Below are 25,310 nucleotides of genomic sequence, written 5' to 3'. Positions count from 1 at the left end.
AGAACCCTCGCGGAGAAGGGAGAGACCAGAAAAAAACCTTGAGCTGAGCGCCAAGCCAGCGGCTTGACCTTGGAGCAGCCGGGATTTAATGCCGCCAGACGCCCGAGGGAGTTCTGCCTGTCGCAAGGGTGACGCTAACCGCGGGAGGCTGCCTCCCGACAGTTATGAAACGCCGCTACTAGAGGTAACCAGCTTAGGGCCAGTTACTTGCTTTAAGTCGCCCAAAAACTGACTCTGCCACGCGTGAATATCGTGCGCTTCCAGTACATCCATCATTTTACGCCAGCGGTCTATGCGCTCATCTAAGGGCATATTAAGCGCCTTGGCCAACCCACCGGTAATAGCGCTGACATCGTAGGGGTTAATAACGACAGCCGCGTCTAACTCATCGGCAGCACCGGCCAACTCGGATAACACCAGCACGCCCGGATCTTCTGGATTTTGCGCCGCGACATACTCTTTAGCAACGAGGTTCATACCATCTTTTAATGGCGTCACCAGCCCTACCCGCGCCAAGTTGTACATCGCCAGAATCGTGCGACGACGAAACCCCCGGTTTAGGTAACGCAGCGGCATCCAATCAAAGTCGGCATAAGTGCCAATGATGTGACCTGCCTCGCGGTCGATACGCTTAGCTAAATCACCGTAGGCCTGAACGTCTCCTCGCGAAGTGGGCGATATCTGCAGGTAAACCACTTTGCGCATAAACTCTTGGTAGTGGCCAAGGAGCTTGTCATAGGCCTGAAAACGCTGAACGAGTCCTTTTGAGTAATCCAACCGATCGACACCAATAATTAGGCTGCGATCACCAAGGCTACTGTGCAAACGACGGTACTCATCAGTTTGCATCCCTCCCTGCGCTGCACCGTTAAGCGCTGAGGTTTCAACACTGATAGGGTAAACCCGCGCAGTGCAATGCAAATTACCCACTCGCAGCTTATCGTTTTTAAGAATTTCACCGCCCAGCCCTTGAGCGATTCCCATACAAAAACCCATGTGATCAAACTGCGTCTGAAAACCCACTAAATCGTAATGCATCAGACCTTTGAGAATCTTGTGGTAGCCGGGCACCGTGCGCAACAAATCAAGTGAAGGGAAAGGCGTGTGCAAAAAGAAACCAATGGGGTTTTTAATACCCGCGTCCCGTAGCATTTTACCCAAGGGGATTAAATGGTAATCGTGAATCCAGATGGTATCGCCCGGCTGAATAATTTTTAACAGCTCGTCGGCAAACTTTTGGTTGGCTTGCAGGTAACCCGACAAATCGGTATCACTGTAGCGCATCAACTCTGGCCGCTGATGAAACAGCGGCCAAAGGACGCTATTGGCATAACCTTTATAGTATTGGTTGTACTCAGACTGACGCAGGTTGATGGTGACGTACTCAATATTGCCACGAGTCTCGGTTTTAGGGGCTTCATTACGGTTGTCAATTTTACCGCTCCAACCAAACCAAACACCGCCGTCTTTCTCCATCGCGGCCATGACGCCCACCGCCAAACCGCCCTCTGAGCCTTTGTTAGCGCCATCGCTTTTGGCCACACGATTAGACACCACAATTAAACGACTCATAGTTCAGTCTCCCATTTTTTGCTCAGTATCCGGGCGCTGTTAATAATACCCACCATTGAGTAGGTTTGCGGAAAATTGCCCCAAAGCTCACCGGTCTCTGGATCTAAATCTTCCGATAGCAGCCCTAAGTGATTGCGTTTTGAGAGTAAGTCTTCAAATAAATCGCGAGCCTCTTCCGTGCGCCCGGCCGAGGCGAGCGCATCGATATACCAAAATGAACAGATAGTAAACGCGTTTTCCGGCAAGCCAAAGTCATCTTCAACCACGTAGCGAAATAAATAGCGGCTGCCTTTAGGCAATAATTTTTTCTCGATCTCGGCAATGGTTCCGGTAAAACGAGCGTCACGACCATCGATGTAGCCCAGCTCGCAAGCCAGTAATAAACTGGCATCCATGGTATCCCCACCCCAAGTGGCGGTATAAGCGTTAAGCTCTTTGTTGAAGCCGTTTTCCTCGATCGCATCGCGAATCGTGTTTGCGGCCGTTGTCCAATACTCAAGGCGCTCGGGCAATTCTAGCTTGCGTGCGATTTTGGCAAGGCGATCTGTCGCGGCCCAGCACATCATGCTAGAAAAGGTATGCACGTGCTTGCTGCCGCGCAACTCCCACAAGCCCGCATCGGGTTGATTGTAATAGGTGTAAGCTTTCTCACCCATTTTTTCGAGCAGCTCAAACAACTCTTTACTACCCGGTCGACGAATACGTTCGTCAAAAAACATTTGCGTGGCCGACAACACAATAGCGCCATACACATCGTGCTGTATTTGCTCGGCCGCTTGGTTGCCCACACGCACCGGCCCCATACCACGATACCCCGGCAAATTATGCGCAATACGTTCGGGCATTTGTTTACTGCCATTGATACGGAACACAGGCTGAAGGTGCTCTTCACTCATCCCCGCCACTATATTTACAAGATATTGTAAATACTGCTCCATAGTTCGGGTCGCACCAAGGCGATTAAGGGCGTGTACGGTGAAGTAACTATCGCGCAACCAGCAAAAACGGTAGTCCCAGTTTCGCTCAGAATCGCGCGCCTCCGGTAGCGAGGTGGTCATCGCCGCGATAATCGCACCAGTGTCTTCGTAAGCGCTTAGTTTTAAGGTGATCGCCGCACGGATTACGGCCTCTTGCCACTCAAACGGGATCGCTAAGTAGCGCGACCACTCCAGCCAGTACGATTCAGTCTCTACTAAAAAGCGCTCGGTTAGTTGCTTGATAGGCTCGTTAATCGACTGATCATCGCCAAAAATGAGGTAGTGCTCGCCATCTAAAATAAACCAGGTTTCATCGATAATCGCCGTGACCGACATACCCGTTGTCAGTCGCAGCGCCATATCACAGCCTAAATAACGAATGTGGTTACTGCCTTGGATTTTACGGTACCCCTGCGAGCCATCATCGCACGCGGGCCGTAACCGAATGCGTATTCTGGGAGAGCCAATGGGGGCCAACTTGCGAGAAAGCATCATCGGCCGATACATACGGCCGTACTGCATAAACCGTGGAACAAAGTCTGTGATCGTGACGCCATTGCCACTCGTATCATAAAGGTGAGTGATTAATATGGCGGTGTTTTTTTCATAGTACTGTTCGCTATGACTAAAGTTCTCTAAATCGATAGCGTAAGTTCCCATGATCGTCTCGGGATCATCGGTTTTAAGCAGCGAGCTAAATACCGGCTCACCGTCAAATCTAGGTAAACAATTCCATACAACTTCTGCTTTTTTATCGATTAAAGCCCCAATGACGCAGTTACCGATCAGCGCCAACTCCAAATTTCGTTCTGTCATCTAATTGCCTCAACTTATCCAGCTGTAACTGCAAAAATGCAAGAACCTCGCCAGTATCAGAAAGACGCACGCCAGCGCAGCTCGGCCCCTCGCCAACTTTGATAGAAACCCCACCCTGAGCGTTCACCCAAGCGAAACCGTCCTCATCAGTCGTATCATCCCCAATATAGACCGGTTGACGCCCAGTAAAAGGGTCACTGCTCATAAACCGTGCAATGGCTACCCCTTTATCGACCCCTACGGGCTGGATCTCATACACGCAATTGCCTCTAATCACACGTACCTCTTGGCTCTGATCAAGGCCCAACTCACCGGCGATATAAGCCTCCAACGTAGGCTGTTTATCCGGGTTGGTACGGTAGTGCAACGCGACCGCATGGCCTTTATCTTCGGCAATTAAACCGCGTTTGTCGGCAAAACCTAGCAATTGTGTACGTACTTGGGCGAAGGCGGGGTTACTTAAGGCCGCACTCTGCAATACCCCATCACCATAGCGCCACTCAGCACCGTGACTACCCGCCATCGTCAGCGGCAAGCCAACCAAAGCATTTAACGATTGTATCGAGCGCCCGGACACTAATGCTAACGCACCATTAAGTTGCAACGACAGCTGTGCCAGAACGTCCCGTAGTACCGGCGAAACGATCACACCTTCAGGGGTGTCAGCAAACTCCACCAGAGTACCGTCAAAGTCTAAAAATAGGGCAATATTATCTGTCTGGGTGATATTCATCGGCGATATTCTGAGCTGATAGAAAGGGTAGTTAGGAACAAACATGTAAACGCGAATTGACTATAACATAGGCTCGCATAAATACTATGTCGTGCTAAGCTCAGACCACTAACACCTAAACGCTTAACAAGCAGAGAACAACCGCGCAAACAATTGCTCATCGGGGGCGACATCGTGCTCGATTCCACAAGAGGCCGTATGGCCTGAAACCCACCAATAACTTGAGCGGGGAGACAAAAAAATACGCTCAACCGCCACACGGAAATCATCTTCAATACTTTCCCAACCACAGTCCTCGTGATGAAGTAGCGCCAAGATATCGTCTGGCATTAAATTATGCGGCAAAAGCGTTGGCAACCGCTCTGCGAGTCCCGCCAAACGATGGTATAAAGCAACAGGTTCGGCCAGCAACTCTTGCGATACCGCACCAGCCGCGACTAAGGGATAATAACGCCCTACCCGATCGACACTTGGCATTAACGCCCCGCACAATGGGTGCTCTCCCCAAATGCCAGCGGGAATAAAGAAACACCAAACCGGTGCAACCAAGTAATCATCCAGCCAGCGAGTTTGTTTAGATTGGAGATAGGCAAGGCCCGCTTTAAACCAATCATCAAGGCGCTCTACCTGATCGGCGGAAATGTCGCGTGAGACAAAGTCCCCGATCGCAGGCACCTTGCCATAAAATCCGAAGGTCATAGCCGAAACACCGCGTTCTGCCACGACTAAATCCGGCTGGGGCATGAAAAACGGTCAAGCGCAGCCAAATAAAACGGGTTATTAACGCTGCTGGCGGTCACTTCAAAGACCACTTTATAACCATTCACCAAAACCGTGGAAGTGAACGCCTCCGGTGATATATCGCTACGGTTATCGCTTGACTGAAACAACCTCATAAGAGCCCAGGGGCCGGCCACTTTAAATGCACGACGAGAAGGCTCGACCCCGTCCAACTCAAGCCTTATCTGATTACCTCCACGAGGGCCGGGCCAAGTCACCGACCTTGAGAGCTGTGGGCCGTGCGAGTAATGAAAAACCTGACCATCGAAATCTAGCGTTAACTGTTTGATCTGGGCATCCATTTCTAGCACCTTAAAGTCAAACGATATTTCTGGCGCGCTGGCACCCTGCGGGAAAAACACGTCACGTATTTTTGCCGCCTGCTGAAACGCTCCAATTGGTACATAGTCTTCGGTTGAAGCGCGTAAGATCCAAGCGCGACCGGTGGTATCCGTCATCTGCCGAAGATGCTGATTAAAAAATTTATCCATCATCCCTGAAGGAGCAAACATTCGTGAAAAGTCTGCCATTGTGACATCGCGCGTCGAGTGTTGATCAAACGGGTAGCGGCCGCGTATCGCCACGCGGCAAAAGTCGCCCACAGAGCGATTCAACTCATCGCTTAAAGTACTTCTAATACCACCCTCTGCCTGACGCTTACCCTCTAGCGTCAAGCCCTCCAGCACAGGCCTTACCGGGCTCGGAAAACGAGCGGCTTCAGAACGAATTTGAGTAATAGCATCGGATTGCCCGAGAGAGGTAGAACCACTTCGAATCGAATAGTCAGTATTAGACAAGCTAATATAAACCTCATTAAACATCCGCAGCAACGCATCGATCGAAGACGATCCACCACCCTGTCCAGACACTAGTTGAGTAATGCCTTTAAACCGATCATCAACGATGCGCTCAAGGACTTCACTGCCATCCAGCCCGGTCGCCAAACCGTCTAGGTTTCGCTCCAAGGTAGATACCGCGACCCCCGCCCGACGCACAGCCTGCTTCACAACCGACACCTCAGCGTCAGAGAACGTGTTCCCTAAATTAACCTCGTGTACAGCGGCTTGCAGTAGTTGTATCAGAGGCGAATCAACCGACGACAAAATCCTCGCCACCTCAATCGTCTCGGGCATCGAATGAGTCTCAACCAATCTAAGATCGGCCAAATAATCTTCCCACTGTACGACGTACTCATGCAGGTACAAACGCTTAACCGCACGTTCTTGCTCGGCAAGCGTCAGTAAGTCCGGTTTACCCTCGCCAAAAGTCGAGTAAGCCCCCAACACCCAACTATCTTCCGACGCCATACTCGGTACAACATCACTTAGTGCTGGCAGAAACAGCTTATGATAACCGTGATTAGTATATAGCTCCGAAATACCAGCACTCAAAGGCAAACCGCTTTCTCGCCTAAAGACAAATGCGCTTTTGGGTCCCGCCGCACTGGAAAAAGAAAACCCAGTGCCAACCGTACCCAGCAGCTGCCCCTTTGCCTGAATATAGGCGCGTTGCGAAAAAGCAGAGCGTCCTAAAAGTTGCCGCTTTCGCTCGACCAATTGAGCGTTAATAGGCCCCGGCTCTACGACAGACTCATGCAAAAGATTAGCTAAATGGACGTTTAACGACTCTCGGATACGGGGTGAAACTCCCCCAGGTAAATTCTCCTGGAAATCATCGCTCACAAACGCCAGCAACTCCTCTCCGTCATAATGCTCCGTATCCCACAGCATAAGATAGGCTTTTAAAGCTTGATAGCTAAAACCCAGATCGTGCTCACCGGATGACTCAAGCAAAAAGGCCAAACGTTTTGACACTAAAGGCAGCAGTGTACGATCCAGTGCATCCCGATAAACATAGTCCGATGCCGCGCTGAGTTTTTCCCCTTGGTACAAACCCAGGGTTACAGTTAAGGGGGGATCTTCGGCACTAAAGTTTCGCCCATCCGCCATAACCAAAAGCTCATCCAAAACCGGCAAATACTCAAGCGCTCGCGATGGGTCTAAACTCGACAACGAATCCATTTTCTTACTCAACGCCAAGTTTTTATCGGCTACATATTCAACATACTCCTTGTTTTTGCCGTAACTTTGAAACCATAACCCACCGATAACAAACAACAAGCCCGCCACACATAAGTGTCCAGCAACACTCCAGAACAGCTCTTTGCGCTCTTCTCGGCGATTCCTTCCCGCGAGATGCGCCTCAGGTAAAACAACCTTATTGATAAGATCCTTAATAAAATAGCTTTTCCCGGATGCAGCATTTTTATTGATATTGATGCTCGAGCTTACACCAACACGGCGCGACAATGCCCCCAGCACCCGATCAAACGGCGTACCTTCTTGGGTGCCGCTGGCGAAATAAACCCCTCGAAAGTTAATATTGGTCAATACGCTGCCATAGAAAACCTGCTCTATGACTTGACGAGCCAACGGCAAAGCATTGGCGAAGTTTTGTGCAAATGCGTAGGCGTGGGCACGGCGCGTAATATCATGCTCCTGCAGCATTAATGTGGGCAGCCCATCAAAAAGGCGCGTAGATAAGGCTAGCATTTCACGCGCCAAGATATCAGAATCGACGCTGGCACCACCTTGGGTTTCGGGCAGCGTAAAGCCCCATACCTGCTCGCGCTCCTCTTTTGACAGCCCCGCGAAGTAATCTGAAAACCCGCCCAACAGATCTGCTTTTGTTAACAACACATAAACCGGAAAGTTAACACCCAAACTCTCAGTAAGATCTGCCAAACGAGAGCGAATTTGGCGCGCTTGCTGTTCACACGCTTTATCATCTGCCACCAATAAATCAGCAACCGATAAAGTAACAATCGCACCATTTAGAGGCTGTTTAGGACGAAATTTACGCAACAAGCCCAAAAAGCCGTGCCACTCCTGCTTATCTGCCTCGGCGCTACTGTCTTGCGTCGTATAGCGCCCCGCGGTATCTAAAAAAACAGCGTCTTCAGTAAACCACCAGTCACAATTACGTGTACCGTCTACGCCTTTCACCGACTCTTTACCGAGTACGTCCAATAGTGGAAAACGCAGCCCGCTGTTTACCAAAGCCGTCGTTTTACCGGACCCAGGCGCTCCAATAAAGACATACCACGGCAACTGATAAACATACTTTCGCTTAAAACGAGAAAAAAGGCCGTTATGACGACCAAACGACAGTGTCTTAATGTGCTCCAGAGCAGAGCCAAAGTTGCGCTGCAAATCACTATAAGGCTCAGTTTCGCCCGGAGATCCCTCTGGCTTCAGTTTAGCCATCGAAGCCAAGAGCTTATCGTTGATGTTTTTTGAACGATAAAACCCAATCAACAACTTAATAATAAAGTACGCCAACAAGAGGCCTATGCACCACCACCGAACGGTTGTCGATGACAAGGGACGCCAGCCTGAGAACGCAAATAGCGGCCCCGCGAACCAAATAAATAAAATGACGGCAACGATACCGACAATGACCCAAAAGGTTCGACTACACAAAAATCGAAAAAAACGAGTGATCACAAATAAGTCCTTTTAATAGCTTGCCGAAGGCGTCAGTATTTTTATATCCACACGTCGGTTCATCGCTCGCCCCTCTGCCGTGCTATTTATTGCTACAGGCGCAGAGGCACCCAGCCCTTGAGTCGTAATCTGAACCGAAGCCGCACGCATTTGGCTGCGCAATAAGCCGGCGACACTTCGCGCGCGATCATTTGACAAGTGCCAATTTGAAGGGAAACGGACCGTTCGGATTGGTTGATTATCAGTATGGCCTGAAACCACAACCGAACGACCGAAATCGTCTACATATTGTGCAACTTTTCCAATAATCGCCTCATATTGTGGACTTACATCGACACTGCCAGAGCGAAACAGTCCGTCACCGATCAGAGTCACGGTGGCGGCCTCAGTTGTTTCATTTACCCGCACCAACTTTGCCTTAATTTCAGGCTGCATAAATTGCGTAAGCCGCTCGCTCGTATTAATAGTGGGCGCATCAGAGGTAAGTTCAGGCAGCCTAGCTGACAAAATATTTGCAAAGGTAACATCGGAGAGACTTGATAGTCGCAGAGTAAAGACCGAATACAGCGCAGCGGCTAGAATTAGGCATACAACCGCCGACACCCAAACAGGTAGAGCGGCCCACACCGGCGTTTGATCTTTAGTGACACCTTGCCAGTTACTAGAAAAAGCGCGCACATGATCGCCTCTTACGCCAGCAATAACTTCGGCCAAACGTTGACGTAAAAGCTCTAACTCGGACTTTCCGTTGTCGACAATTTTATATCGGCCCTGAAACCCAAGTGAAATGCAATAAAACATCAACTCTATTAAATCGATATGCACCGCTGGAGACTGGCTTACCTTAGAGAGAATTTGAAAAAACTTCTCGCCCCCCCACGTTTCATTATGAAAAGTCACCAACAGGCTATAACGAGACCAAACCCCGCCACCACCCCAGGGCGTTTTAGCTGCCGTCTCATCCAGCACAGTGCACAAGCAATAACGCGCCGCCACAATGTGCTCTTGAGAGATATTTTCTTGCTTAGCGCGCGCTTCAAAGCGTTTAATATCTTCTACAAGAACACTTTTAAGCTCTGCGGGATCGGGATTATGCACCAAGGTTCTGACTTGATAGATCATATTTAGAATCGGATTGGCAACGGCAACCAGAGAGTTACTTCCGCACACTACCTCATCGGTATCGCGCCAGCGACTAGACCCCGCGTGATTCACTTGTGGCTTATCTCGACGCCCACCTGGAGTGGGCATAACAAACGTGCGGGATTGATTTAAGCCAAACGCATCTTCAGCGGTCATATTGTCACTTCCTTTGAAAACTAAAGATTAAGCCAGTACGATCCAGCACTGAACTTCCAGGCCGGGAAAATCCCCCGCAACATGCAACGCAATGGTCCCAGAGGCCTCAAACGCCTTCCACATTGAAGAAGACGGGTCCATCTCAAAATAGTGTGTTCCGGTGTGATACGGAATCTGTCTCGGCGCAATAGGCATCTGCGCTATTTGTATCCCAGGCAACTGCAAGTTAACCAAATCTCTAATCTTCTCTACGGACCCAATTTTAACCTGCTTAGGAAAATTAGATTTTACAACTTCAGAAGCAACGTCCGCGCTTACCGCCAGTATAAACCGGCCTTTAGTAATGAGCTCTTTGTCACTGACACGTCCAACTTTTACGCCATAGGCTTTTTCAGCCAGCTCGATTTCAATAGCGTTTCTCTCCAAGACTGTCGACAAATAACCTCTTAGTGTTTTCACCAAAGGCTGAAAAGACTTACTTAGACAATCGTGCTGATAAGCTGGCAAGTCCGGACAGCGTTTACTGTTTTCCACAAAAGTCGACAGCTCGCCACACATAGTAGAGAACACGCCATACATGGCCTCTGGCTGCGCCCCGTGGCTGGCCAGAAGATGTGTCAACTGAGGTTGCAATCCGTTCAAATATTGCAACATTAAAAAGTCACCGACTTCGGAAATTCCACCGCGTCCCATTTGCCCGACACGATCACTTAATGCATCAGCGCGTTGCTCGACCAAACCAAGAAGCTCATTCAAATAGCTGGTTAACTGCTTCGCTGCGCCACAGGCAACCACAGGAGGAATAAAGTGCTCATCTAACACGACTTGCCGATCGCTTTTCCTCTCTATCACCTTTAGCACGCCCAACGAAACCCACGCGTCGGTAAGATCTTTTTCGAGTAAGAGTGTAAGCCTCGGAGTCGCTGCCTGAAGCTCTGCAGCCTCCCCTTTTACGGAGTTTACATCCTCCACCAGCGTATCGATCACACCAAAACGCGCTAGCGATGAGTTGTCCACTTCAAACTCAACCTCGTTGGCGTGGACGCGCTTAACAGGTATCGCCAAGTGAACAACTTGATCTACAGCGCCCTCAGGAAGGGTTAATGGCGCAGGTGGCGCGGACTGCACCGGAAAATTAAAAGCAGTTCCATCAGAAAAAACACCCTCGGCTTCAAGCAGCGACACAACACCAAGAGCCAGCGCAGAGCTATCGATATTTAGCCGCCTAAAGCCCCAAAAATAGTAAGCTGGTGCCAGCGAGCGCTGATGAACCAAAAACTCTACATAACGATCCTGTTGCTGAAAGTGTTGCGGACGAAGAAACATACCTTCCGTCCATACGATCTTTTTGTACGAATCCATATACCTGAGCCTTTGCTACTCGTTCAAAATTGAACCTACATCTTCTTGGAGTGATTTTTTTCCGATAAAAATTGTCTTGGCATGGCGCGACTGACGGTGACGAACCACTTTCATAAACCCTGAACGCGCTTTAGGCATGTCGCCGACAAGCTTCCAGCCTCCAGCGTCGATAGAGCGATAACCCGCAACAATACCGTAAGCTCGCTCTTCACCATTTAAAAGATAGATCTGTTCCTGTGTTTCACCGGGGCGCAAAATGATTCGCTCCTTCGACAACAAGCTATCACCCAACAATTCCGCATCCCGCTCCATAAGCGTCATATAATCCGCACTTTTAAACACCGTCGCGTCACGAAGCCGATAAAACGTAACCGCCACGGGCGACGCTCGTCCGTTAATATCCGGGTTAATACCGTGATCCGCCACATACCTTACCGACATTGAGTCGTTTTTAGGAGACGACGCACACGCAACGCAGACACTCACTAAAGCCAGAACATTGAGCAAGCGTAAGATTTTTTGACAAGTAAAAACTATTCTTTCATGCATTGTGATTCCCATCGTCAAAGTATCCGTTAGCGGCTAAGCATCAGCAGCTGTCATAATTGAGTCGCCCGCCCACGCAAGCGTAATGTCATTAGGGCCACCGATCCAAACGGCGAGAGCGCTATAATTATCTTGGCTGGGTTCAGCGACAGCGATCAACTCTTGCTCTAGACGCAGTAACCACTCCTCTGCACATGCGGCCCGGCCTAGAGTCGCCACCAAAGTTGCTTGCGGCAACGACTCCCAAAAACCGTCCGAGCAAATTAAAAATGCATCCCCCTCAACCACGCTAAAAGGCGCCGTTAGTGAGGCCGGCGGCACTGACTCGCCAGTGCCAAGCGCGGCGTAGAGCACACTTCTAGAGACCTTGTTGTGCGCCTCTGCCTCATCCATAACCCCGTTATCAATAAACCGCTGCACTAAACTATGATCTTTCGTTAGTAGCTGGCACACTTGCCGACGAATAAGATAAATACGGGTATCCCCAACATGAACCCATTGAGCCTGCGTCGCATCGCGGCTTAAAAAAAGCCCAGCGACGGTTGCGCTCATTTTTTCCAGCCCGTCGGACAAGGTTTGACCATAGCGCACCGCCGCATCCGCTTTTGTTAACAAAGAGTCTGTTGCCTCTTTTGTCAACAGGGGGTTTCCAGAAAATCCCGCTAAAAATGTTTTAACAGCAGTTTCGGATGCCACGTCACCGCCACCATGTCCGCCTGCGCCATCGGATACAACAAAGCAAGCCCCGGTATCCGACGTCCAGTAACCACAAGCATCCTCGTTATAATCACGGGCGCCGCAACGCGACAGCGTCGCAAAATCAATTACTGTTCCGGATGTCGCGTGATAGGCTGTCATTGCAAAGCCCTCGCTTCTTGCACCCGCTCGACTTCCTTTTCATATGCTTCGGCAAAAGCCTGCTGAAAAAGCACCTCAAAGTCCTCTTTGGCATCACCGGCAAGATCCGAGTAATTTGCTTCGTACAGCTCCCAAAGGCGCGATTTACGTGACATTGGCAAAATGCTATCCATCACTTGGTTAGACGCCAAATAGCGTCCCAAACGCTCTGGGCTAAACTTATTTACCACCTCATAAACCGCCGCACGCGCCCCCATCATTAAACCCACCTGATGGGCAGCCAAATCTTCAAAAGCCTCGTCGATAGAGGTCATCGGGTCCATAAAGCCAGAAAAGGTCGGCGCAATTAACTGCGTCAAAGCCGATTGCGCATCAGGGGCAAACTTAAGCGGGTTATTTCCCGCCGCGGCAATAATGGTGACGTTTGCCCGCATTTCATGCTTAGTCACAGAGCGCGCATGCACCATTTCAATGGTCCCGGCCGTAAGGTGCGATAACAAGCTCCCCAGCGTCGCTGCAAATTTTTCGTCAAATGCCGGTAGATGATCCACCGCAACACCCGAAGTCTCACTAAACGCCGTGCGAAGCTGTTCAGCCATAACGTCGTCGCCCGAAATACTTTCGGGGCCTGAGTCCAGTACGTCGGCGGGTGCTGAAGAGATTTTGGAGAGCTCAGGACTTGATCTCATTGAACTTGTCGACTTTAACAACTCAGATCCTGACGACGCATCACGGGCTTGCGCACTAACATCACTTGACTCAGCCTCATTACGCTTGACAGGTGTTGGGGCCACAAAAGGCATCGACAACTCCGAACCATGATCAGCCTGGCTATTGCCACTAAACATCTGCTCTAAGTCATTATTATGAACAGCTTCATCTCTCAGCAGAGCCAAAGGATCAATATGCTCTAAAGCATCGCCAAGCAAGCGACTCTCAGGCATCTGTGGGTGATCAAGAGATCTCGCTGCCTGCGAGGTTTCATCGAGCCCCTCAACCAGGGACTGAGCCGTATCGCAGAGGGGATCACTCAATTCGTTAAGATCAAATGTGTCGGCGACGCTCTCATCGCTAGCTTGCGGTTCGGCGAATATATCAAAATCTTCAGGGATATAGGTGTCGCGAACGTTCGTCGTGTCGGGCTCTGCCGCCCCCCCGTTAAACAAAGGCTCCTTTATTTCAGAAACATTACAGGTATCGGATAACGGCTTTTCTTTTTCTTCTAGCCCAACTACGTATCGACCAATAAGAACCCTGTCTGAGCAACACACCTTCTGGCTTTGGCCCGGTCGAAGCTCATTATCGTTGACAAAGATACTGACTGAGCCGCTGATATTTTCCAGCACAACAGAGCCATCTTTGGTGAGCGAGAGGCTAGCTTGCGAGCGAGATACACAACGAGACGGGTCGTCCAACACCATATGGTTATCATGACTACGTCCCACCAAAACTTTTTGATCAAGGCTGAGTGAACAACGCGGCTGGGTGCTCTCTATCGACATTCCATCAAATGACAGAGCGACTAGCTCCAATCCTGGAGAGAGGTACATATACTAAATTCCGTGTAACCATAAAAAACATGAATGCTTTATATGCTCAGGAGACAGATCAACATTTCATGGTCGCCATAATAACCATAAAAAATTTCTACACAAATTAATAAGTGAGACTTTAATCACAAAGATTTATTTGATTAGACAATAGAATGCCGGCCATCAACTTAGGGAACGTGGCTGTCGCCCAAACACACATCCGCATAGCCACCGCCAATTGGGCGCCAAAAACTCAAGGATATTAGTGAGAATTGCATGGACGCGAGTCTAAGCGTTGAAGTGCCGGACAAACATACTCAGCAGAAAAACTCTCCTATTTTTTCTCCGGCAGCGCTACCAACCGACACCAAGCTCAACGAATTTGTCGTCACTGATGTCATTGGTGAGGGCGGGTTCGGTATCGTCTATGCCGCTCACGACACACGGTTAAAGCGTACCGTTGCAATCAAAGAGTACATGCCTGCCGCGATCGCCAGCCGGCATTCATCCAGCCATGTCAGCTTGCGCTCAGAAAGACATAAAGGGACGTTTGATGCTGGATTAAAAGGCTTTATCGAAGAAGCGCGACTACTCGCACAATTTAAACATCCCGCACTTGTCGAAATTTTAACGTTTTGGGAAGCCAATGGCACCGCCTATATGGTTATGCCTAACTACCAAGGTGAAACCCTTAAGAAAGTTCTAAAAAAATCCTCTAAAAATACCGATGAACGCTGGTTAAAATCCGTACTTGGCCCATTGCTGAGTGCGCTTGAGCTACTCCACTCAAAACAGATCTACCATCGCGACATCGCCCCTGACAACATTGTCATTCAAGATAATGGCCAACCCGTCCTGCTCGACCTAGGCTCCGCAAGACGCGTAATCTCAGGCTTACAAAAAGCACTTACCGTCGTCGTGAAGCCAGGTTACGCCCCTATCGAGCAGTACACCGATGACACCATAACGGAGCAAGGGCCGTGGACTGACATTTACGCACTGGGCGCTGTTATCTATTTTGTTATAACTGGCCGCGCTCCCAATGCTTCTGTGTCACGAATGATGAAAGATACGCTGCCACCTCTAACTCATGAGCAATACCCAAACTTTAGTGATGAGTTTTTAGCTGCGGTCAATAAAGCCTTAAAGCTGCAGCCAAGTGAACGCCAACAGAGCATCAACGAGTTGCGCGAGTCACTCAGCATCAGCTCTGCGCTCTCCGAAGCCATTACCAGCCTACCACCGGCAACCGACGAGAAAAGCAGCACCACCTATGATGAGGACGATGGCAAAACGGTTATCCTTTCTGAGGATGAAGTTGAGGCGTTACAAAATAAACTTCTGGCGCCACGGCCCGTACACGGCCCAAGCGCGCCTAGCGCTCTCGACACCGACAACCCTTTAAGTTCATCAGCCTTCGACACTCCGTCCACGAGCGCTAGCACATTTGACGATGTTAAAGAGTTGCTCGATGGAACCGAAAGGGGCGGAAACTACCAGATGCAGGTCTCTGATCGCCGAGCGACCTCACCCGAACCTGCTGCGTCCATTAGCCCCAGCACACCGCTAGAGCCTAAGCGCACTTACACTTGGTTACCTAGGAGTAGCAAAACTCTCAAGCTGCAAACGGCCGTTCTTGGCGCTAGCATATTAGCGGTACTAAGCATTATCGCCATCGCGGTTTTCAATGGAACTCCAGCCGAGCCATCAAGCGCCACGCTTGCCCAAGACATTAGAGCTAACCTTAAAGCGGGCGACCAGCCTGACGATCAAACGTTAGCGCAAAACACCATCGTGGAGGCTCCACGAACAAAAACACAAAACTCCCAGTTCACCAACTCCGTCCCTCAGGTCGGCCGTACAGCAACGGCACTTATACCACCAAGCATGTCGCTTGCACCTAGCGTAGTCACGCCGTCCGAGCAAGCTCAAGCGACAACACCAATTCCGGTGTTAACACCGCCATTACTTCAGCTTCAACTCGAGCTCCCTTTAAAGGCGGCCGCACCAGAAACACCAGCACCAGAACCCGCGATCGCCAATAAAACAACGCCAGCGCCAAAACCCGTACCTACTAACGCGGACATACAACCCCAAACCGCTAAGCATAAACCGTCTAACCAAGCGGCAGCGTCTATTGTCAAAAGCGGTGACATTAAACTCAGCGTCATACCTTGGGGCGAGATTTGGATCGACAACAAAAAATACGGCGTAAGCCCGCCATTGACGACGTTGTCACTACCCGAAGGGGTTCATCAGCTGCAAATACGCAGCCCAGGCATGCGGACAGAAACGCGTACGGTTGAAATAAAATCAGAACAAACCGTGACCATCAAGCACACACTGAAAAAAGACGACGATTCCGAATCGCATTCGACCACCGTAAACAACCAACGCGAGAAAAGCCCAGAACAGGTAATCGAGAATACGCCAGAAAACACAGTAAATGCCACAGCGGCGTCTAGTGGAACAATGCCCAACATAAGCAATGACAAAACGACGGCCGCCGAAAGCGTAAAGACCTCTGCAATCAAAACTGAACCCATCGCGCCTTGGACGGTTAACCTAATGGTACAACCCTGGGGAGAGGTTTGGGTCGACGGAGAAAAAGTCGGCATAGCACCACCGCTGCGCGAGTTGAACCTAGACAAACCGCAACACAGCATAAAAATTGTCAACCCAAGCTACCCCACCAAAGAGATACATCTTGAGGTTAGCGCCGACAACGACCGAACAATCAAACATATTTTTAACTAGAGCGAACCGATAGACTCAAACCTTATGAATGTAAAATCCGCATTATTATTCGTCATTATCGCCCTAAGCCCAGCCATAATAAGCGGCTGTATGACTCAGAAAAAAAGTGAGCACGAGCTCGCGCAAATTGACGCAGAGCAAAAGCTCGAAAGAGGCAAGTCGCACTTTCACGCGGGCAATTACAATCAGGCCGAAACCGACTTGATTGGTGCAACCACTTGGCACGCCACATCGGGCACGCAACTAGTCGCGCTAAAATACCTAGCGTTTACCTACTGCGTTACCGACCGCGCCACCTTGTGCCGACATGCTTTCAATAAAGCGTTGCAACTTGATCCACGTTTTGAATTATCAGAAGCCGAGGTCACCCATCCACTCTGGGGCCCGCAATTCAAACTCGCACGCAATGGCACAACCACAGAGTAAGGCGCAGCAGGAATGGACTTCTTACATATTGATAACGCCCTCGAACAGCTCAATAGCGCGACCGATGCGGAATTGCTGCCCGGCTGCGAAATTGACTACGATCCGGACTTTATCGAGCTGGAAAACCTGCTGGCGTCAAGCCCAGAGCAACAGTATGGCGACACTATAATCCCCGCCGCCGAGCCAGACTGGGCCAAGGCTTTACCGCTGGCAATGCAGCTATTGGGAAAAAGCCTAGACTTTAGAGTGGCCGTTATTATCGCGCGCTGTCTAACGCACCGCGAAGGCTTATCCGGTGCGGTAAAAGGCATACAGCTCGTACGAGCTTTAGTAAACGGTTGCTGGGCGGTTGCGTTTCCTAGTTTAGAGTTTGACGGGGAGTACGATTCGCTACTGCGTAGTAACGCCATCGCCCCACTCGGCTCGATGCAAGGGCTGTTAGGTGACCTTCGCCATAGCACGCTATCGATTGGTCAGGTTGGCACCGTGTCGCTCGGCAGCATTGATAAAATCCTTGGTGGTACAGATGAAGACCAGCCTGTGCGTCGAGATCAAATGGCTCAAGCACTAACCGAAACACTGAGCAATCGGCACCCTGAACTGCTTCAGCTGCAACAATTACTTCTCGAACTCGAGCAGCTTAACGCCGAGCTATCCGCCGTACTGGGGCCTGAAGATCGTCCAGATTTAAGCTCTACAATACGATTTTTACAACAGATCGTGCCTCAGAAGCCGTCCGTTGCAGCGGACGAACCACCGGCAGACGAACACTCAGACGCACCAGCCACCGTCCATACCGAACAAACAGGGGTGCCCTCTAGCGTTAGAAACCGCGCCGACGCTATCGCCATGCTCGACATCGTTTGCGAATACCTAGAGCACCACGAATCTGCCAATCCGGCACCACATCTTATTCGACGAGCCCGCAATATGATCGGACAAGATTTCTTCACCATCTTAAAAGACATTGCGCCCGATGGCGTATCCCAAGCAGAGCACATCACAGGCCTACATCAGTAACTCGATGAAACCCTTTAAATCCGAAAATGTTGCAGGAGATCAGCCATGAGTGACAACAAAAGCAGTCAGAAATTCATTGCACGAAACCGCGCTCCAAGAGTTCAAATCGAGTACGACGTGGAAATATACGGATCGGAAAAAAAGATCCAGATACCCTTTATCATGGGCGTCATGTCAGATCTTTCCGGCAAACAAAAAGAAGAGTTGCCACCTGTTGCCGATCGAAAGTTTCTTGAAATCGACGTTGATAACTTTGACGAGCGCATGAAAGCGTTAAAACCTCGTGTTGCCTTTACCGTCCCCAACACACTCACAGGTGAGGGTCATCTGGCGGTCGACTTGACATTTAGCAGTATGGACGACTTCTCACCATCCTCTGTTGCAAAAAACGTCGATGGACTATCAGACCTGCTAAATGCGCGAACCCAGCTCAACAACTTACTGACCTACATGGACGGCAAGACCGGCGCGGAAGAGCTTATTAGCAACGCACTGCAAAACCCAACGCTACTGCAAAGTTTGGCCAACGCGCCTAAGCTAAGCAGCGATACCGCAAAAAACAACGATTAGCAAGCCAACACCCAACAGGAGAACGCCACATGGAGCTTTCTGAAGCGATTCAACCAGAAGAACTCGAAGTTCACGACAGCGACTTCTCAAGTTTGCTGCAAAAAGAGTTTAAACCCAAAACCGACGAAGCGAGATCCGCAGTACAAAATGCGGTGCAGACGTTAGCGCAACAAGCTTTATCATTATCTTCAACGGTTGATGGCGATGCCTACAAGGCCATCGAAGCCATCATCTCAGAGATCGATGTAAAACTCTCTGAGCAAATCAATACGATTATTCATCACGAAGACTTTTTGGCACTCGAAAGCGCCTGGCGCGGATTACACTATTTAGTCAACAATACCGAGACTGATGAAACATTAAAGATTCGCTTTATGCCTATAGCCAAGCGCGAGCTGCACCGCACACTGCGTCGCCACAAAGGCGTAGGCTGGGATCAAAGCCCGATATTTAAAAAGGTTTACGAACAAGAGTACGATCAACTTGGCGGCATGCCTTACGGCTGCCTGGTGGGCGACTACAATTTTGACCACTCGCCACCTGATGTCGAGCTACTTGGCGAAATGGCAAAAATCTCTGCCGCCGCTCACTGCCCATTTATTAGCGCTGCCGCACCATCGGTGATGCAAATGGAATCTTGGCAGGAGCTCGCTAACCCCCGCGACTTAACTAAGATCTTTGAAAACACTGAGTACGCCGCATGGCAAAGCTTGCGTACATCGGACGACTCGCGCTATCTAGCGTTAACCATGCCGCGATTTTTAGCGCGCACACCTTACGGAGCTAAAACCAACCCGATCGACGATTTCAATTTTGAAGAGAGCGTTGACGGCTCTGATCACTCGCGCTATTGCTGGGCAAACTCCGCTTACGCCATGGCAGTCAACATCAACAACTCATTCAAACAGTTTGGTTGGTGTACCTCCATTCGTGGCGTTGAGTCAGGTGGCTCGGTGCCCAACCTTCCGACCCATACCTTTCCGTCCGATGATGGCGGGGTCGACATGAAGTGTCCAACCGAGATCGCGATTTCTGACCGACGCGAGGCGGAGCTGGCTAAAAATGGTTTTATGCCGTTGATACATCGTAAAAACACCGATATCGCGGCATTTATCGGCGCCCAATCGTTGCAAAAGCCCAGTGAGTTTACAGACCCGGATGCCACGGCCAACGCCAAGCTTGCAGCGCGTTTGCCCTATCTTTTTGCCTGTTGCCGTTTCGCCCACTATTTAAAGTGTATCGTCCGTGACAAAATCGGCTCGTTTAAAGAGCGCGAAGACATGCAACGGTGGCTTAATGAGTGGATCATGAACTACGTCGACGGTGATCCCGCCAACTCATCACAACAAACTAAAGCTATTAAACCGCTCGCAGCGGCCGAAGTTTACGTCGAAGAAGTGGAAGGAAACCCTGGCTACTACACCTCCAAATTTTTCTTACGGCCTCACTACCAACTTGAGGGATTAACAGTATCGCTGCGCCTTGTATCCAAGTTGCCGTCGGTTAAAAACGGCGGAAATTGATGTTAAAGCCCTGCGGCTCTGCGCAGGGCTTTAACCGCAATGGGCGTCGACACAACCAAGGATTGACGCCTTGTTTTTATATCTAGTAACTAAGGAAGATATTGTATGTCAATGGGAAATTCTAACAACGTTATGGCCCCCCCACAGGTCTCCGTAAACACCGCAGCAAACGAATCTCTGCAAGACTTCTTCATAAAAATTGAGGGAATTCCAGGAGAATCAAAAGACTCAAACCATGCCGGTCAAATCGATGTTCTTAGCTGGGGCTATGCCGTAAGCCAGTCCTCGTCGGCTAATGTCGGTGGCGGCGGCGGTGTAGGCAAAGCTCACTTTAGCGAGCTGCTTTTTACTCACTATGTCGATAAATCTACCGCCAACCTTATTAAATATTGCGCCAGCGGCAAACACGTACCCTCTGTTGAACTGTCGTGCTGCAAAGTAGGCGACGGCCAACAAGAGTATATGAAGGTCACCTTAAAAGACGTACTGGTTACACACGTTCGGCCTATGGGTGCCACTAACAGCCCTCGTGTACTAGAAGAAGTCGGCATCTCATACTCCGAGATCAAAGTTGAAGTCAAAGAGCAGAATAAAGACGGCTCTATGGGCGCAACCGTCACCGGCACCTGGGACGTTAAGCAAAACAAAGCTTAATTACCACACTTCAGTGTCTAACTCTGTTAGACACTGATTTTTTAGCGCCATACTGTACCGCCAAATGTTAAGGATTCAGCGTCATGCCTAACACCCCCGAAGCTCGCCCTACCACATCTAAAGCGACATTAACTGAGCAGATCGTCGAGGTTAAGCAGAGCATTCGCGCCGCCCCCAATGAAGTAAAACATCGAGTTCATTTTACTCAGCTACTTATGCTAACAGGCCAGTGGGAGCGCGCCCTCGAACAACTGCAAACGGCGGCGCAGCTAGATGCCAAAACAATACCTATGGCGCAAACCTATCGCGAACTAATTCAAGCGGAGGTACTTCGCGAGCAAGTTTTTAGCGGTATCAAACAACCGCTTAGCAAGGACAGCTATCAACCTGTTGTCACCTTGTTAACTGATGCAATAAAACACCGCCAGAACGGCAAGCACACGCGTGCCGATGAGCTTCAAGATCAAGCCTATAGCCAAGTCGACGCCTCGCCTATCTGCATCGACGGCACAACCGCCCAGTGGCTAGCCGACGCCGATTCACGTCTAGGGCCCAGCTGTGAGCTATTTATTAATGGTGGTTACTACTGGGTGGGGTTCAACCACATACGTACACTCGAGCTAGAGCCCCCGCAAGATCTTCGCGATCTGGTCTGGATCCCGGCAAAAGTCACCCTTCTTAATGACACTGAAAAGCTCGCCTTCCTACCAGCCCGCTACCCGTTTAGCTACCGCTTTGACGACCAGATCGCACTAGCGGCACGCACTGAGTGGCAAGCGCTCAGCGAGACCGCCTGGGCCGGCATTGGACAAAAGATGCTGGTAAGTGAACAACGAGATTTTGCCCTACTCGAGGCCAGAAGCCTAACCCCTGACTCCTCCTCCGATGTGGCTGTTTAGTATTTATGCAAGTAAATGATACTCCGCGTGAAAACCGTTTAATTCCCGCTTTGCTGGATCGATTAACGGATCATAAACCGCAAGAAAAAACCGAAGCGGTCAATACGCGCATGATGGACAAAGGCACCTATCGCGCCAGCGTACTCAGAGATATAACCTGGCTGCTAAACACCATTAACGCCGAGTCGCATATCGACTTTAGCGAGCATCCACGCGCCCAAGCGTCTGTCTTGAATTTTGGCGTATTGGCGCTATCTGGGCAACAGTTAGTTGACGACGACCGAGCCATGATTAAGCGCGCTATTACCAAAGCACTTCTTGCCTACGAGCCGCGCATACTACCGGACAGCCTTGCCGTAAAAGTCATGCCTATGGATGACACCTACGCCGCAAATAATCAGGTGGCACTCGAGATAAAAGGACAATTATGGTCTGAGCCCTACCCGCTCGACTTTTTATTGCGCACCCATATCGATCTGGAAAATGGTCAAGTGCAATTGTCCGACGCTTACGGTGTTTATTCATGAACCAAAAGATGCTCGAATACTACAACAAAGAGTTAACTTACTTGCGCGAAGCTGGTGCGAGTTTTGCTGAGCATTACCCCAAAGTAGCATCGCGGCTAGCTATGAACGGCATTGATGTGGCCGACCCTTATGTCGAGCGCCTATTAGAAGGCTTTAGTTTTTTAACGGCACGTATCCAGCTAAAAATGGATGCCGAGTTTCCACGATTTATTCAGCGTTTGGTCGAAGTCGTCTACCCCAATTATCTAGCGCCCACACCATCTATGTGTATTGTTCGCATGACACCTGGTGATTTGGCCAACAACCAGCGTAATGGCTACACTTTGCCACGCGGAACACGACTTCGCTCAAAACCGATTCTGGGTAAAACCCCTTGCGAGTTTCGCACAGCACACTCGGTCGAACTATTGCCATTAAAGCTGCAAAGCGCTCACTTCCAACCTCTGACCACTGATTTAAAACTACTGGGGCATACCTCAAACTCCAAACCGGTCTCCAGTTTACGCATGGAGTTTTCCTTGCACGTTCCGCTACTGCACACCCCCAAGTGCACAGACAGCATCCCCGTGCATATTTGCGGCGACTACCAAATCGCATCCAGCTTGTACGAATTGATTGTAGGACATCACCTGGGGGTTGCTATTCGGCCGCTCGACCAAGGCAATACACAGCCCTGGCAAACGTTATCAGCCGAGGCCCTAGCCCCTCATGGCTTTGACCAAGATCAAGCCCTGCTACCCTACGCCAACCAAAGCTTTCAAGGGTATCGTTTACTGCACGAATATTTTGCCATGCCCAGCCGTTTTCATTTTTTTGCACTGCACGGCATAAAAAAAGTGCTCAGCCAATTTGAGCAGTGCACAAAGTTTGAAATCGCAGTCTTGCTCGATCAAGACGCTGGCGAATTTGAAAAGGTGATCGACAAGAGTCATTTTGACTTGTTTTGCACCCCGGCCATTAATTTAATTCACATGCGTTCCGACCGTATCCCACTGTCAGATACCCGCAATGAGTTTCACGCCGTACCCGATCGCGAACGACCGCTGGACTATGAGGTATACAGCATCGAACACGCCGAGGGCTTCGACCGGGACAATACTATCGAAGAGGAGTTTCGGCCGTTTTATGCCTCCAACGCCGACGATAAAGGCAACCACGGCGCTTACTTTTCTATGCGCAGAGAACCTCGGCTCGCCTCCGAGGCCAGTCAACGAAAGGGCCCACGCTCGACCTATCAAGGCTCAGAAGTATTTTTATCACTGGTTAATCAGCACGACACGCCCTACAGCAAAACCATGCGCCAGCTCGGCGTGGAGATGACCTGCAGCAACCGCGACTTACCCTTACTGTTAAACACAGGTACCGAGCAAGATCTTACGCCGGTCGAATCAATTCCCGTTGCCGGTATAAAAATTATTCATGCGCCAACAAGGCCGGTAGCCGCCATCGATGCCGGTGAAATGCATTGGCGTTTTGTCAGCCACTTAAATCTGTCGTACCAAAGCCTGGCGCACGACACTCCTGAGCAGGGTGCCAAAGCATTGCGCGAGCTACTTAGCCTGTACACAGCTCTCGGCGACAGCGCCACCGGCAGGCACAGTAAAAGTTTATTGAAAAGTGAACTACGGCCTATCACTCGCCGCCTCCCCGGTAACGGACCGCTAGTGTTTGGACGCGGCGTTGCTATCAACCTAGAAGTCGATGAAACCTTATTCGCGGGCGCTAGCCCTTATTTATTGGGTGCTGTACTCGAACGTTATTTTACTCGTCATGTTGGCATCAACTCTTTTACTGAGTTTCATTTGCTCAGTGCTCAACGCGGTGAAATTGCCCACTGGCCGGCTCGTATTGGTGGGAGGCCCACACTATGAATGCCGCCTTAACGCCGCAACACGCTCTGCACGAGCTGCTGCAAGACGTCGGCGAAAATCCGTATGGCTACGATCTATTCAACTTATTGCGTCAAGTTGAATCTTGCATCAGCGACTACCCGCCACTCGGTCGCGCACAGCGCTATCGGCACGAGCCTCTGCAGCTGGGGCAAGAGCCCAGCTGCGCCTTCGCCAGCGCCAGTGTCGCCAAGCTATACCACTATAAGGGCAAGCGCAAAAGTAAACTAAGCATCTATAGCTTCGGTTTGTTTGGCCCCAATGGCCCTATGCCGTTGGTGTTTACCGAGTATGCCCGCGAGCGTATGACACACCAGGGCGACGGCACTCTCAGCGATTTTGTCGACGTATTTCACAATCGCTTAATCATGTTGTTTTATCGCGCGTGGGCCAACGCCCAATCCTGCGCCAGCCTCGATCGCCCAAACGACAGTTTCTCGCGCCATGTAGCTAGCCTCACCGGGCTCGGGATCGATCCACACCACTCACCCGACAGCATCGCCAATCACAGTCGCTGGTATCACAGTGGTCATCTCGTGCAACAAAGCCGTAGCGCTGAGGGCTTAACCAGCATACTCAACAGCTATTTCAATGTACCCGTAAAGATTGAGCAATTTGTTGCCCACTGGTTAGAGCTACCCGCCGATCAACGTAGCCGCTTAGGCGGTGTGCAGGGCGCACAATTGGGCTTTGACTCTGTACTCGGCACGAAGGTGATGGATCGTCAACAGCACTTTCGCATTCATCTTGGGCCGCTGAGCAGCAATCAGTACGAGCAATTTTTACCTGCGCGTCAAAAATACGTGCAACTGCGCGAGTGGGTGCGCAACTACGTCGGCATCGAGTTGAGCTGGGACTTACGCCTGATACTTTGCAACCGCGAACAAACCGCTGGCATGCAACTTGGGCAAACACATCACTTAGGCTGGAACAGTTGGCTGGGCGAACGCGACGTCGAGCTCGGTCATTTAGGCGACGCCATCTTGCGTCCCGAGACTCAGACGACAGCGCAACAGCAAGCCGTACAAAGCCAACAAACTCACTAACCTTTTAACACTTACGAT

20 protein-coding genes are annotated in these 25,310 nt (G+C 50.3%); 10 read left to right on the top strand and 10 right to left on the bottom strand.

The annotated features are described in order from the left end of the window. Positions 1-162 precede the first annotated feature (162 nt). From ACGHAD_RS03535 to tagH, 10 genes are all read right to left on the bottom strand, one after another. Positions 163-1,572: a trehalose-6-phosphate synthase gene (locus ACGHAD_RS03535; RefSeq protein ID WP_339616383.1), complete on the bottom strand. Its 1,410-nt coding sequence runs from the start codon at positions 1,570-1,572 to the stop codon at positions 163-165. Beyond that, a complete protein-coding gene (locus ACGHAD_RS03530) occupies positions 1,569-3,365 on the bottom strand; it encodes a glycoside hydrolase family 15 protein (protein WP_382413853.1) in 1,797 nt (598 codons plus the stop codon). The genes ACGHAD_RS03535 and ACGHAD_RS03530 overlap by 4 nt, the downstream gene beginning before the upstream one ends. Continuing rightward, positions 3,328-4,098: a trehalose-phosphatase gene (gene otsB / locus ACGHAD_RS03525; RefSeq protein ID WP_382413854.1), complete on the bottom strand. Its 771-nt coding sequence runs from the start codon at positions 4,096-4,098 to the stop codon at positions 3,328-3,330. The genes ACGHAD_RS03530 and otsB overlap by 38 nt, the downstream gene beginning before the upstream one ends. 123 nt (positions 4,099-4,221) lie before the next feature. Next, positions 4,222-4,842 carry a type VI secretion system-associated protein TagF gene (gene tagF, locus ACGHAD_RS03520; protein WP_382413857.1) on the bottom strand — a complete coding sequence of 207 codons (621 nt, stop codon included), beginning with the start codon at positions 4,840-4,842 and terminating at the stop codon, positions 4,222-4,224. Then, positions 4,824-8,384, bottom strand: a complete 3,561-nt coding sequence (gene tssM, locus ACGHAD_RS03515) for a type VI secretion system membrane subunit TssM (RefSeq protein ID WP_382413859.1) — start codon at positions 8,382-8,384, stop codon at positions 4,824-4,826. Before tssM ends, tagF begins: the two co-directional genes overlap by 19 nt. Positions 8,385-8,396: 12 nt before the next feature. Further along, a complete protein-coding gene (gene icmH / locus ACGHAD_RS03510; RefSeq protein ID WP_382413861.1) occupies positions 8,397-9,683 on the bottom strand; it encodes a type IVB secretion system protein IcmH/DotU in 1,287 nt (428 codons plus the stop codon). 27 nt (positions 9,684-9,710) lie between these two features. Beyond that, positions 9,711-11,045 carry a type VI secretion system baseplate subunit TssK gene (gene tssK / locus ACGHAD_RS03505; RefSeq protein ID WP_382413863.1) on the bottom strand — a complete coding sequence of 445 codons (1,335 nt, stop codon included), beginning with the start codon at positions 11,043-11,045 and terminating at the stop codon, positions 9,711-9,713. A gap of 15 nt (positions 11,046-11,060) precedes the next feature. After that, positions 11,061-11,594 carry a type VI secretion system lipoprotein TssJ gene (gene tssJ / locus ACGHAD_RS03500; protein WP_339616377.1) on the bottom strand — a complete coding sequence of 178 codons (534 nt, stop codon included), beginning with the start codon at positions 11,592-11,594 and terminating at the stop codon, positions 11,061-11,063. 33 nt (positions 11,595-11,627) lie between these two features. Continuing rightward, complete coding sequence (locus ACGHAD_RS03495; protein WP_339616376.1) at positions 11,628-12,449, bottom strand: PP2C family serine/threonine-protein phosphatase; 822 nt, start codon at positions 12,447-12,449, stop codon at positions 11,628-11,630. Further along, positions 12,446-13,999: a type VI secretion system-associated FHA domain protein TagH gene (gene tagH, locus ACGHAD_RS03490; protein WP_382413866.1), complete on the bottom strand. Its 1,554-nt coding sequence runs from the start codon at positions 13,997-13,999 to the stop codon at positions 12,446-12,448. The genes ACGHAD_RS03495 and tagH overlap by 4 nt, the downstream gene beginning before the upstream one ends. Positions 14,000-14,257: 258 nt before the next feature. Here tagH and ACGHAD_RS03485 point away from each other — a divergent pair, with 258 nt between their 5' ends. The 10 genes from ACGHAD_RS03485 to tssG all read left to right on the top strand — a co-directional run bounded on the left by ACGHAD_RS03485 (position 14,258) and on the right by tssG (position 25,292). Further along, positions 14,258-16,738, top strand: a complete 2,481-nt coding sequence (locus ACGHAD_RS03485; protein WP_382413868.1) for a protein kinase domain-containing protein — start codon at positions 14,258-14,260, stop codon at positions 16,736-16,738. Positions 16,739-16,828: 90 nt separating this feature from the next. Continuing rightward, a complete protein-coding gene (locus ACGHAD_RS03480) occupies positions 16,829-17,164 on the top strand; it encodes a TssQ family T6SS-associated lipoprotein (RefSeq protein WP_339616373.1) in 336 nt (111 codons plus the stop codon). A 12-nt stretch (positions 17,165-17,176) separates the two neighbouring features. Next, positions 17,177-18,184, top strand: a complete 1,008-nt coding sequence (locus tag ACGHAD_RS03475) for an ImpA family type VI secretion system protein (protein WP_382413870.1) — start codon at positions 17,177-17,179, stop codon at positions 18,182-18,184. A 45-nt stretch (positions 18,185-18,229) separates the two neighbouring features. Beyond that, the gene (gene tssB / locus ACGHAD_RS03470) at positions 18,230-18,754 is read left to right on the top strand and encodes a type VI secretion system contractile sheath small subunit (protein ID WP_382413872.1); all 525 of its coding nucleotides are present in this window, start codon (positions 18,230-18,232) and stop codon (positions 18,752-18,754) included. A 29-nt stretch (positions 18,755-18,783) separates the two neighbouring features. After that, on the top strand, positions 18,784-20,277 hold the full coding sequence (gene tssC / locus ACGHAD_RS03465) for a type VI secretion system contractile sheath large subunit (protein ID WP_382413874.1): 1,494 nt from the start codon (positions 18,784-18,786) through the stop codon (positions 20,275-20,277). 105 nt (positions 20,278-20,382) lie between these two features. Then, the gene (locus tag ACGHAD_RS03460; RefSeq protein WP_339616369.1) at positions 20,383-20,931 is read left to right on the top strand and encodes a type VI secretion system tube protein Hcp; all 549 of its coding nucleotides are present in this window, start codon (positions 20,383-20,385) and stop codon (positions 20,929-20,931) included. An 83-nt stretch (positions 20,932-21,014) separates the two neighbouring features. After that, entirely contained in the window at positions 21,015-21,830 is an 816-nt protein-coding gene (locus tag ACGHAD_RS03455) for a type VI secretion system accessory protein TagJ (protein WP_382413876.1), read from the top strand. Positions 21,831-21,835: 5 nt separating this feature from the next. Further along, complete coding sequence (gene tssE, locus ACGHAD_RS03450; RefSeq protein ID WP_339616367.1) at positions 21,836-22,357, top strand: type VI secretion system baseplate subunit TssE; 522 nt, start codon at positions 21,836-21,838, stop codon at positions 22,355-22,357. Beyond that, positions 22,354-24,228 (top strand): type VI secretion system baseplate subunit TssF, encoded by a 1,875-nt coding sequence (gene tssF, locus ACGHAD_RS03445; RefSeq protein WP_382413879.1) that lies wholly within the window; start codon positions 22,354-22,356, stop codon positions 24,226-24,228. Before tssE ends, tssF begins: the two co-directional genes overlap by 4 nt. Further along, positions 24,225-25,292 (top strand): type VI secretion system baseplate subunit TssG, encoded by a 1,068-nt coding sequence (gene tssG, locus ACGHAD_RS03440; protein WP_382413881.1) that lies wholly within the window; start codon positions 24,225-24,227, stop codon positions 25,290-25,292. The genes tssF and tssG overlap by 4 nt, the downstream gene beginning before the upstream one ends. The last annotated feature ends 18 nt before the right edge of the window (positions 25,293-25,310 follow it).

The sequence above is a fragment of the Gilvimarinus japonicus genome, assembly GCF_042847215.1.
In the GTDB taxonomy this organism is placed as follows: Bacteria; Pseudomonadota; Gammaproteobacteria; order Pseudomonadales; family Cellvibrionaceae; genus Gilvimarinus; species Gilvimarinus japonicus.
This window is presented reverse-complemented; position numbering and strand designations above follow the sequence as displayed.

What these genes read in the sequence shown, in the direction of transcription:
- ACGHAD_RS03535 (WP_339616383.1), bottom strand. Translation starts at nt 1,572, where the DNA reads ATGAGTCGTTTAATTGTGGTGTCTAATCGTGTGGCCAAAAGCGATGGC.
- ACGHAD_RS03530 (WP_382413853.1), bottom strand. Translation starts at nt 3,365, where the DNA reads ATGACAGAACGAAATTTGGAGTTGGCGCTGATCGGTAACTGCGTCATT.
- otsB (WP_382413854.1), bottom strand. Translation starts at nt 4,098, where the DNA reads ATGAATATCACCCAGACAGATAATATTGCCCTATTTTTAGACTTTGAC.
- tagF (WP_382413857.1), bottom strand. Translation starts at nt 4,842, where the DNA reads ATGCCCCAGCCGGATTTAGTCGTGGCAGAACGCGGTGTTTCGGCTATG.
- icmH (WP_382413861.1), bottom strand. Translation starts at nt 9,683, where the DNA reads ATGACCGCTGAAGATGCGTTTGGCTTAAATCAATCCCGCACGTTTGTT.
- tssK (WP_382413863.1), bottom strand. Translation starts at nt 11,045, where the DNA reads ATGGATTCGTACAAAAAGATCGTATGGACGGAAGGTATGTTTCTTCGT.
- tssJ (WP_339616377.1), bottom strand. Translation starts at nt 11,594, where the DNA reads ATGCATGAAAGAATAGTTTTTACTTGTCAAAAAATCTTACGCTTGCTC.
- ACGHAD_RS03495 (WP_339616376.1), bottom strand. Translation starts at nt 12,449, where the DNA reads ATGACAGCCTATCACGCGACATCCGGAACAGTAATTGATTTTGCGACG.
- tagH (WP_382413866.1), bottom strand. Translation starts at nt 13,999, where the DNA reads ATGTACCTCTCTCCAGGATTGGAGCTAGTCGCTCTGTCATTTGATGGA.
- ACGHAD_RS03485 (WP_382413868.1), top strand. Translation starts at nt 14,258, where the DNA reads ATGGACGCGAGTCTAAGCGTTGAAGTGCCGGACAAACATACTCAGCAG.
- ACGHAD_RS03480 (WP_339616373.1), top strand. Translation starts at nt 16,829, where the DNA reads ATGACTCAGAAAAAAAGTGAGCACGAGCTCGCGCAAATTGACGCAGAG.
- ACGHAD_RS03475 (WP_382413870.1), top strand. Translation starts at nt 17,177, where the DNA reads ATGGACTTCTTACATATTGATAACGCCCTCGAACAGCTCAATAGCGCG.
- tssB (WP_382413872.1), top strand. Translation starts at nt 18,230, where the DNA reads ATGAGTGACAACAAAAGCAGTCAGAAATTCATTGCACGAAACCGCGCT.
- tssC (WP_382413874.1), top strand. Translation starts at nt 18,784, where the DNA reads ATGGAGCTTTCTGAAGCGATTCAACCAGAAGAACTCGAAGTTCACGAC.
- ACGHAD_RS03460 (WP_339616369.1), top strand. Translation starts at nt 20,383, where the DNA reads ATGTCAATGGGAAATTCTAACAACGTTATGGCCCCCCCACAGGTCTCC.
- ACGHAD_RS03455 (WP_382413876.1), top strand. Translation starts at nt 21,015, where the DNA reads ATGCCTAACACCCCCGAAGCTCGCCCTACCACATCTAAAGCGACATTA.
- tssE (WP_339616367.1), top strand. Translation starts at nt 21,836, where the DNA reads ATGCAAGTAAATGATACTCCGCGTGAAAACCGTTTAATTCCCGCTTTG.
- tssF (WP_382413879.1), top strand. Translation starts at nt 22,354, where the DNA reads ATGAACCAAAAGATGCTCGAATACTACAACAAAGAGTTAACTTACTTG.
- tssG (WP_382413881.1), top strand. Translation starts at nt 24,225, where the DNA reads ATGAATGCCGCCTTAACGCCGCAACACGCTCTGCACGAGCTGCTGCAA.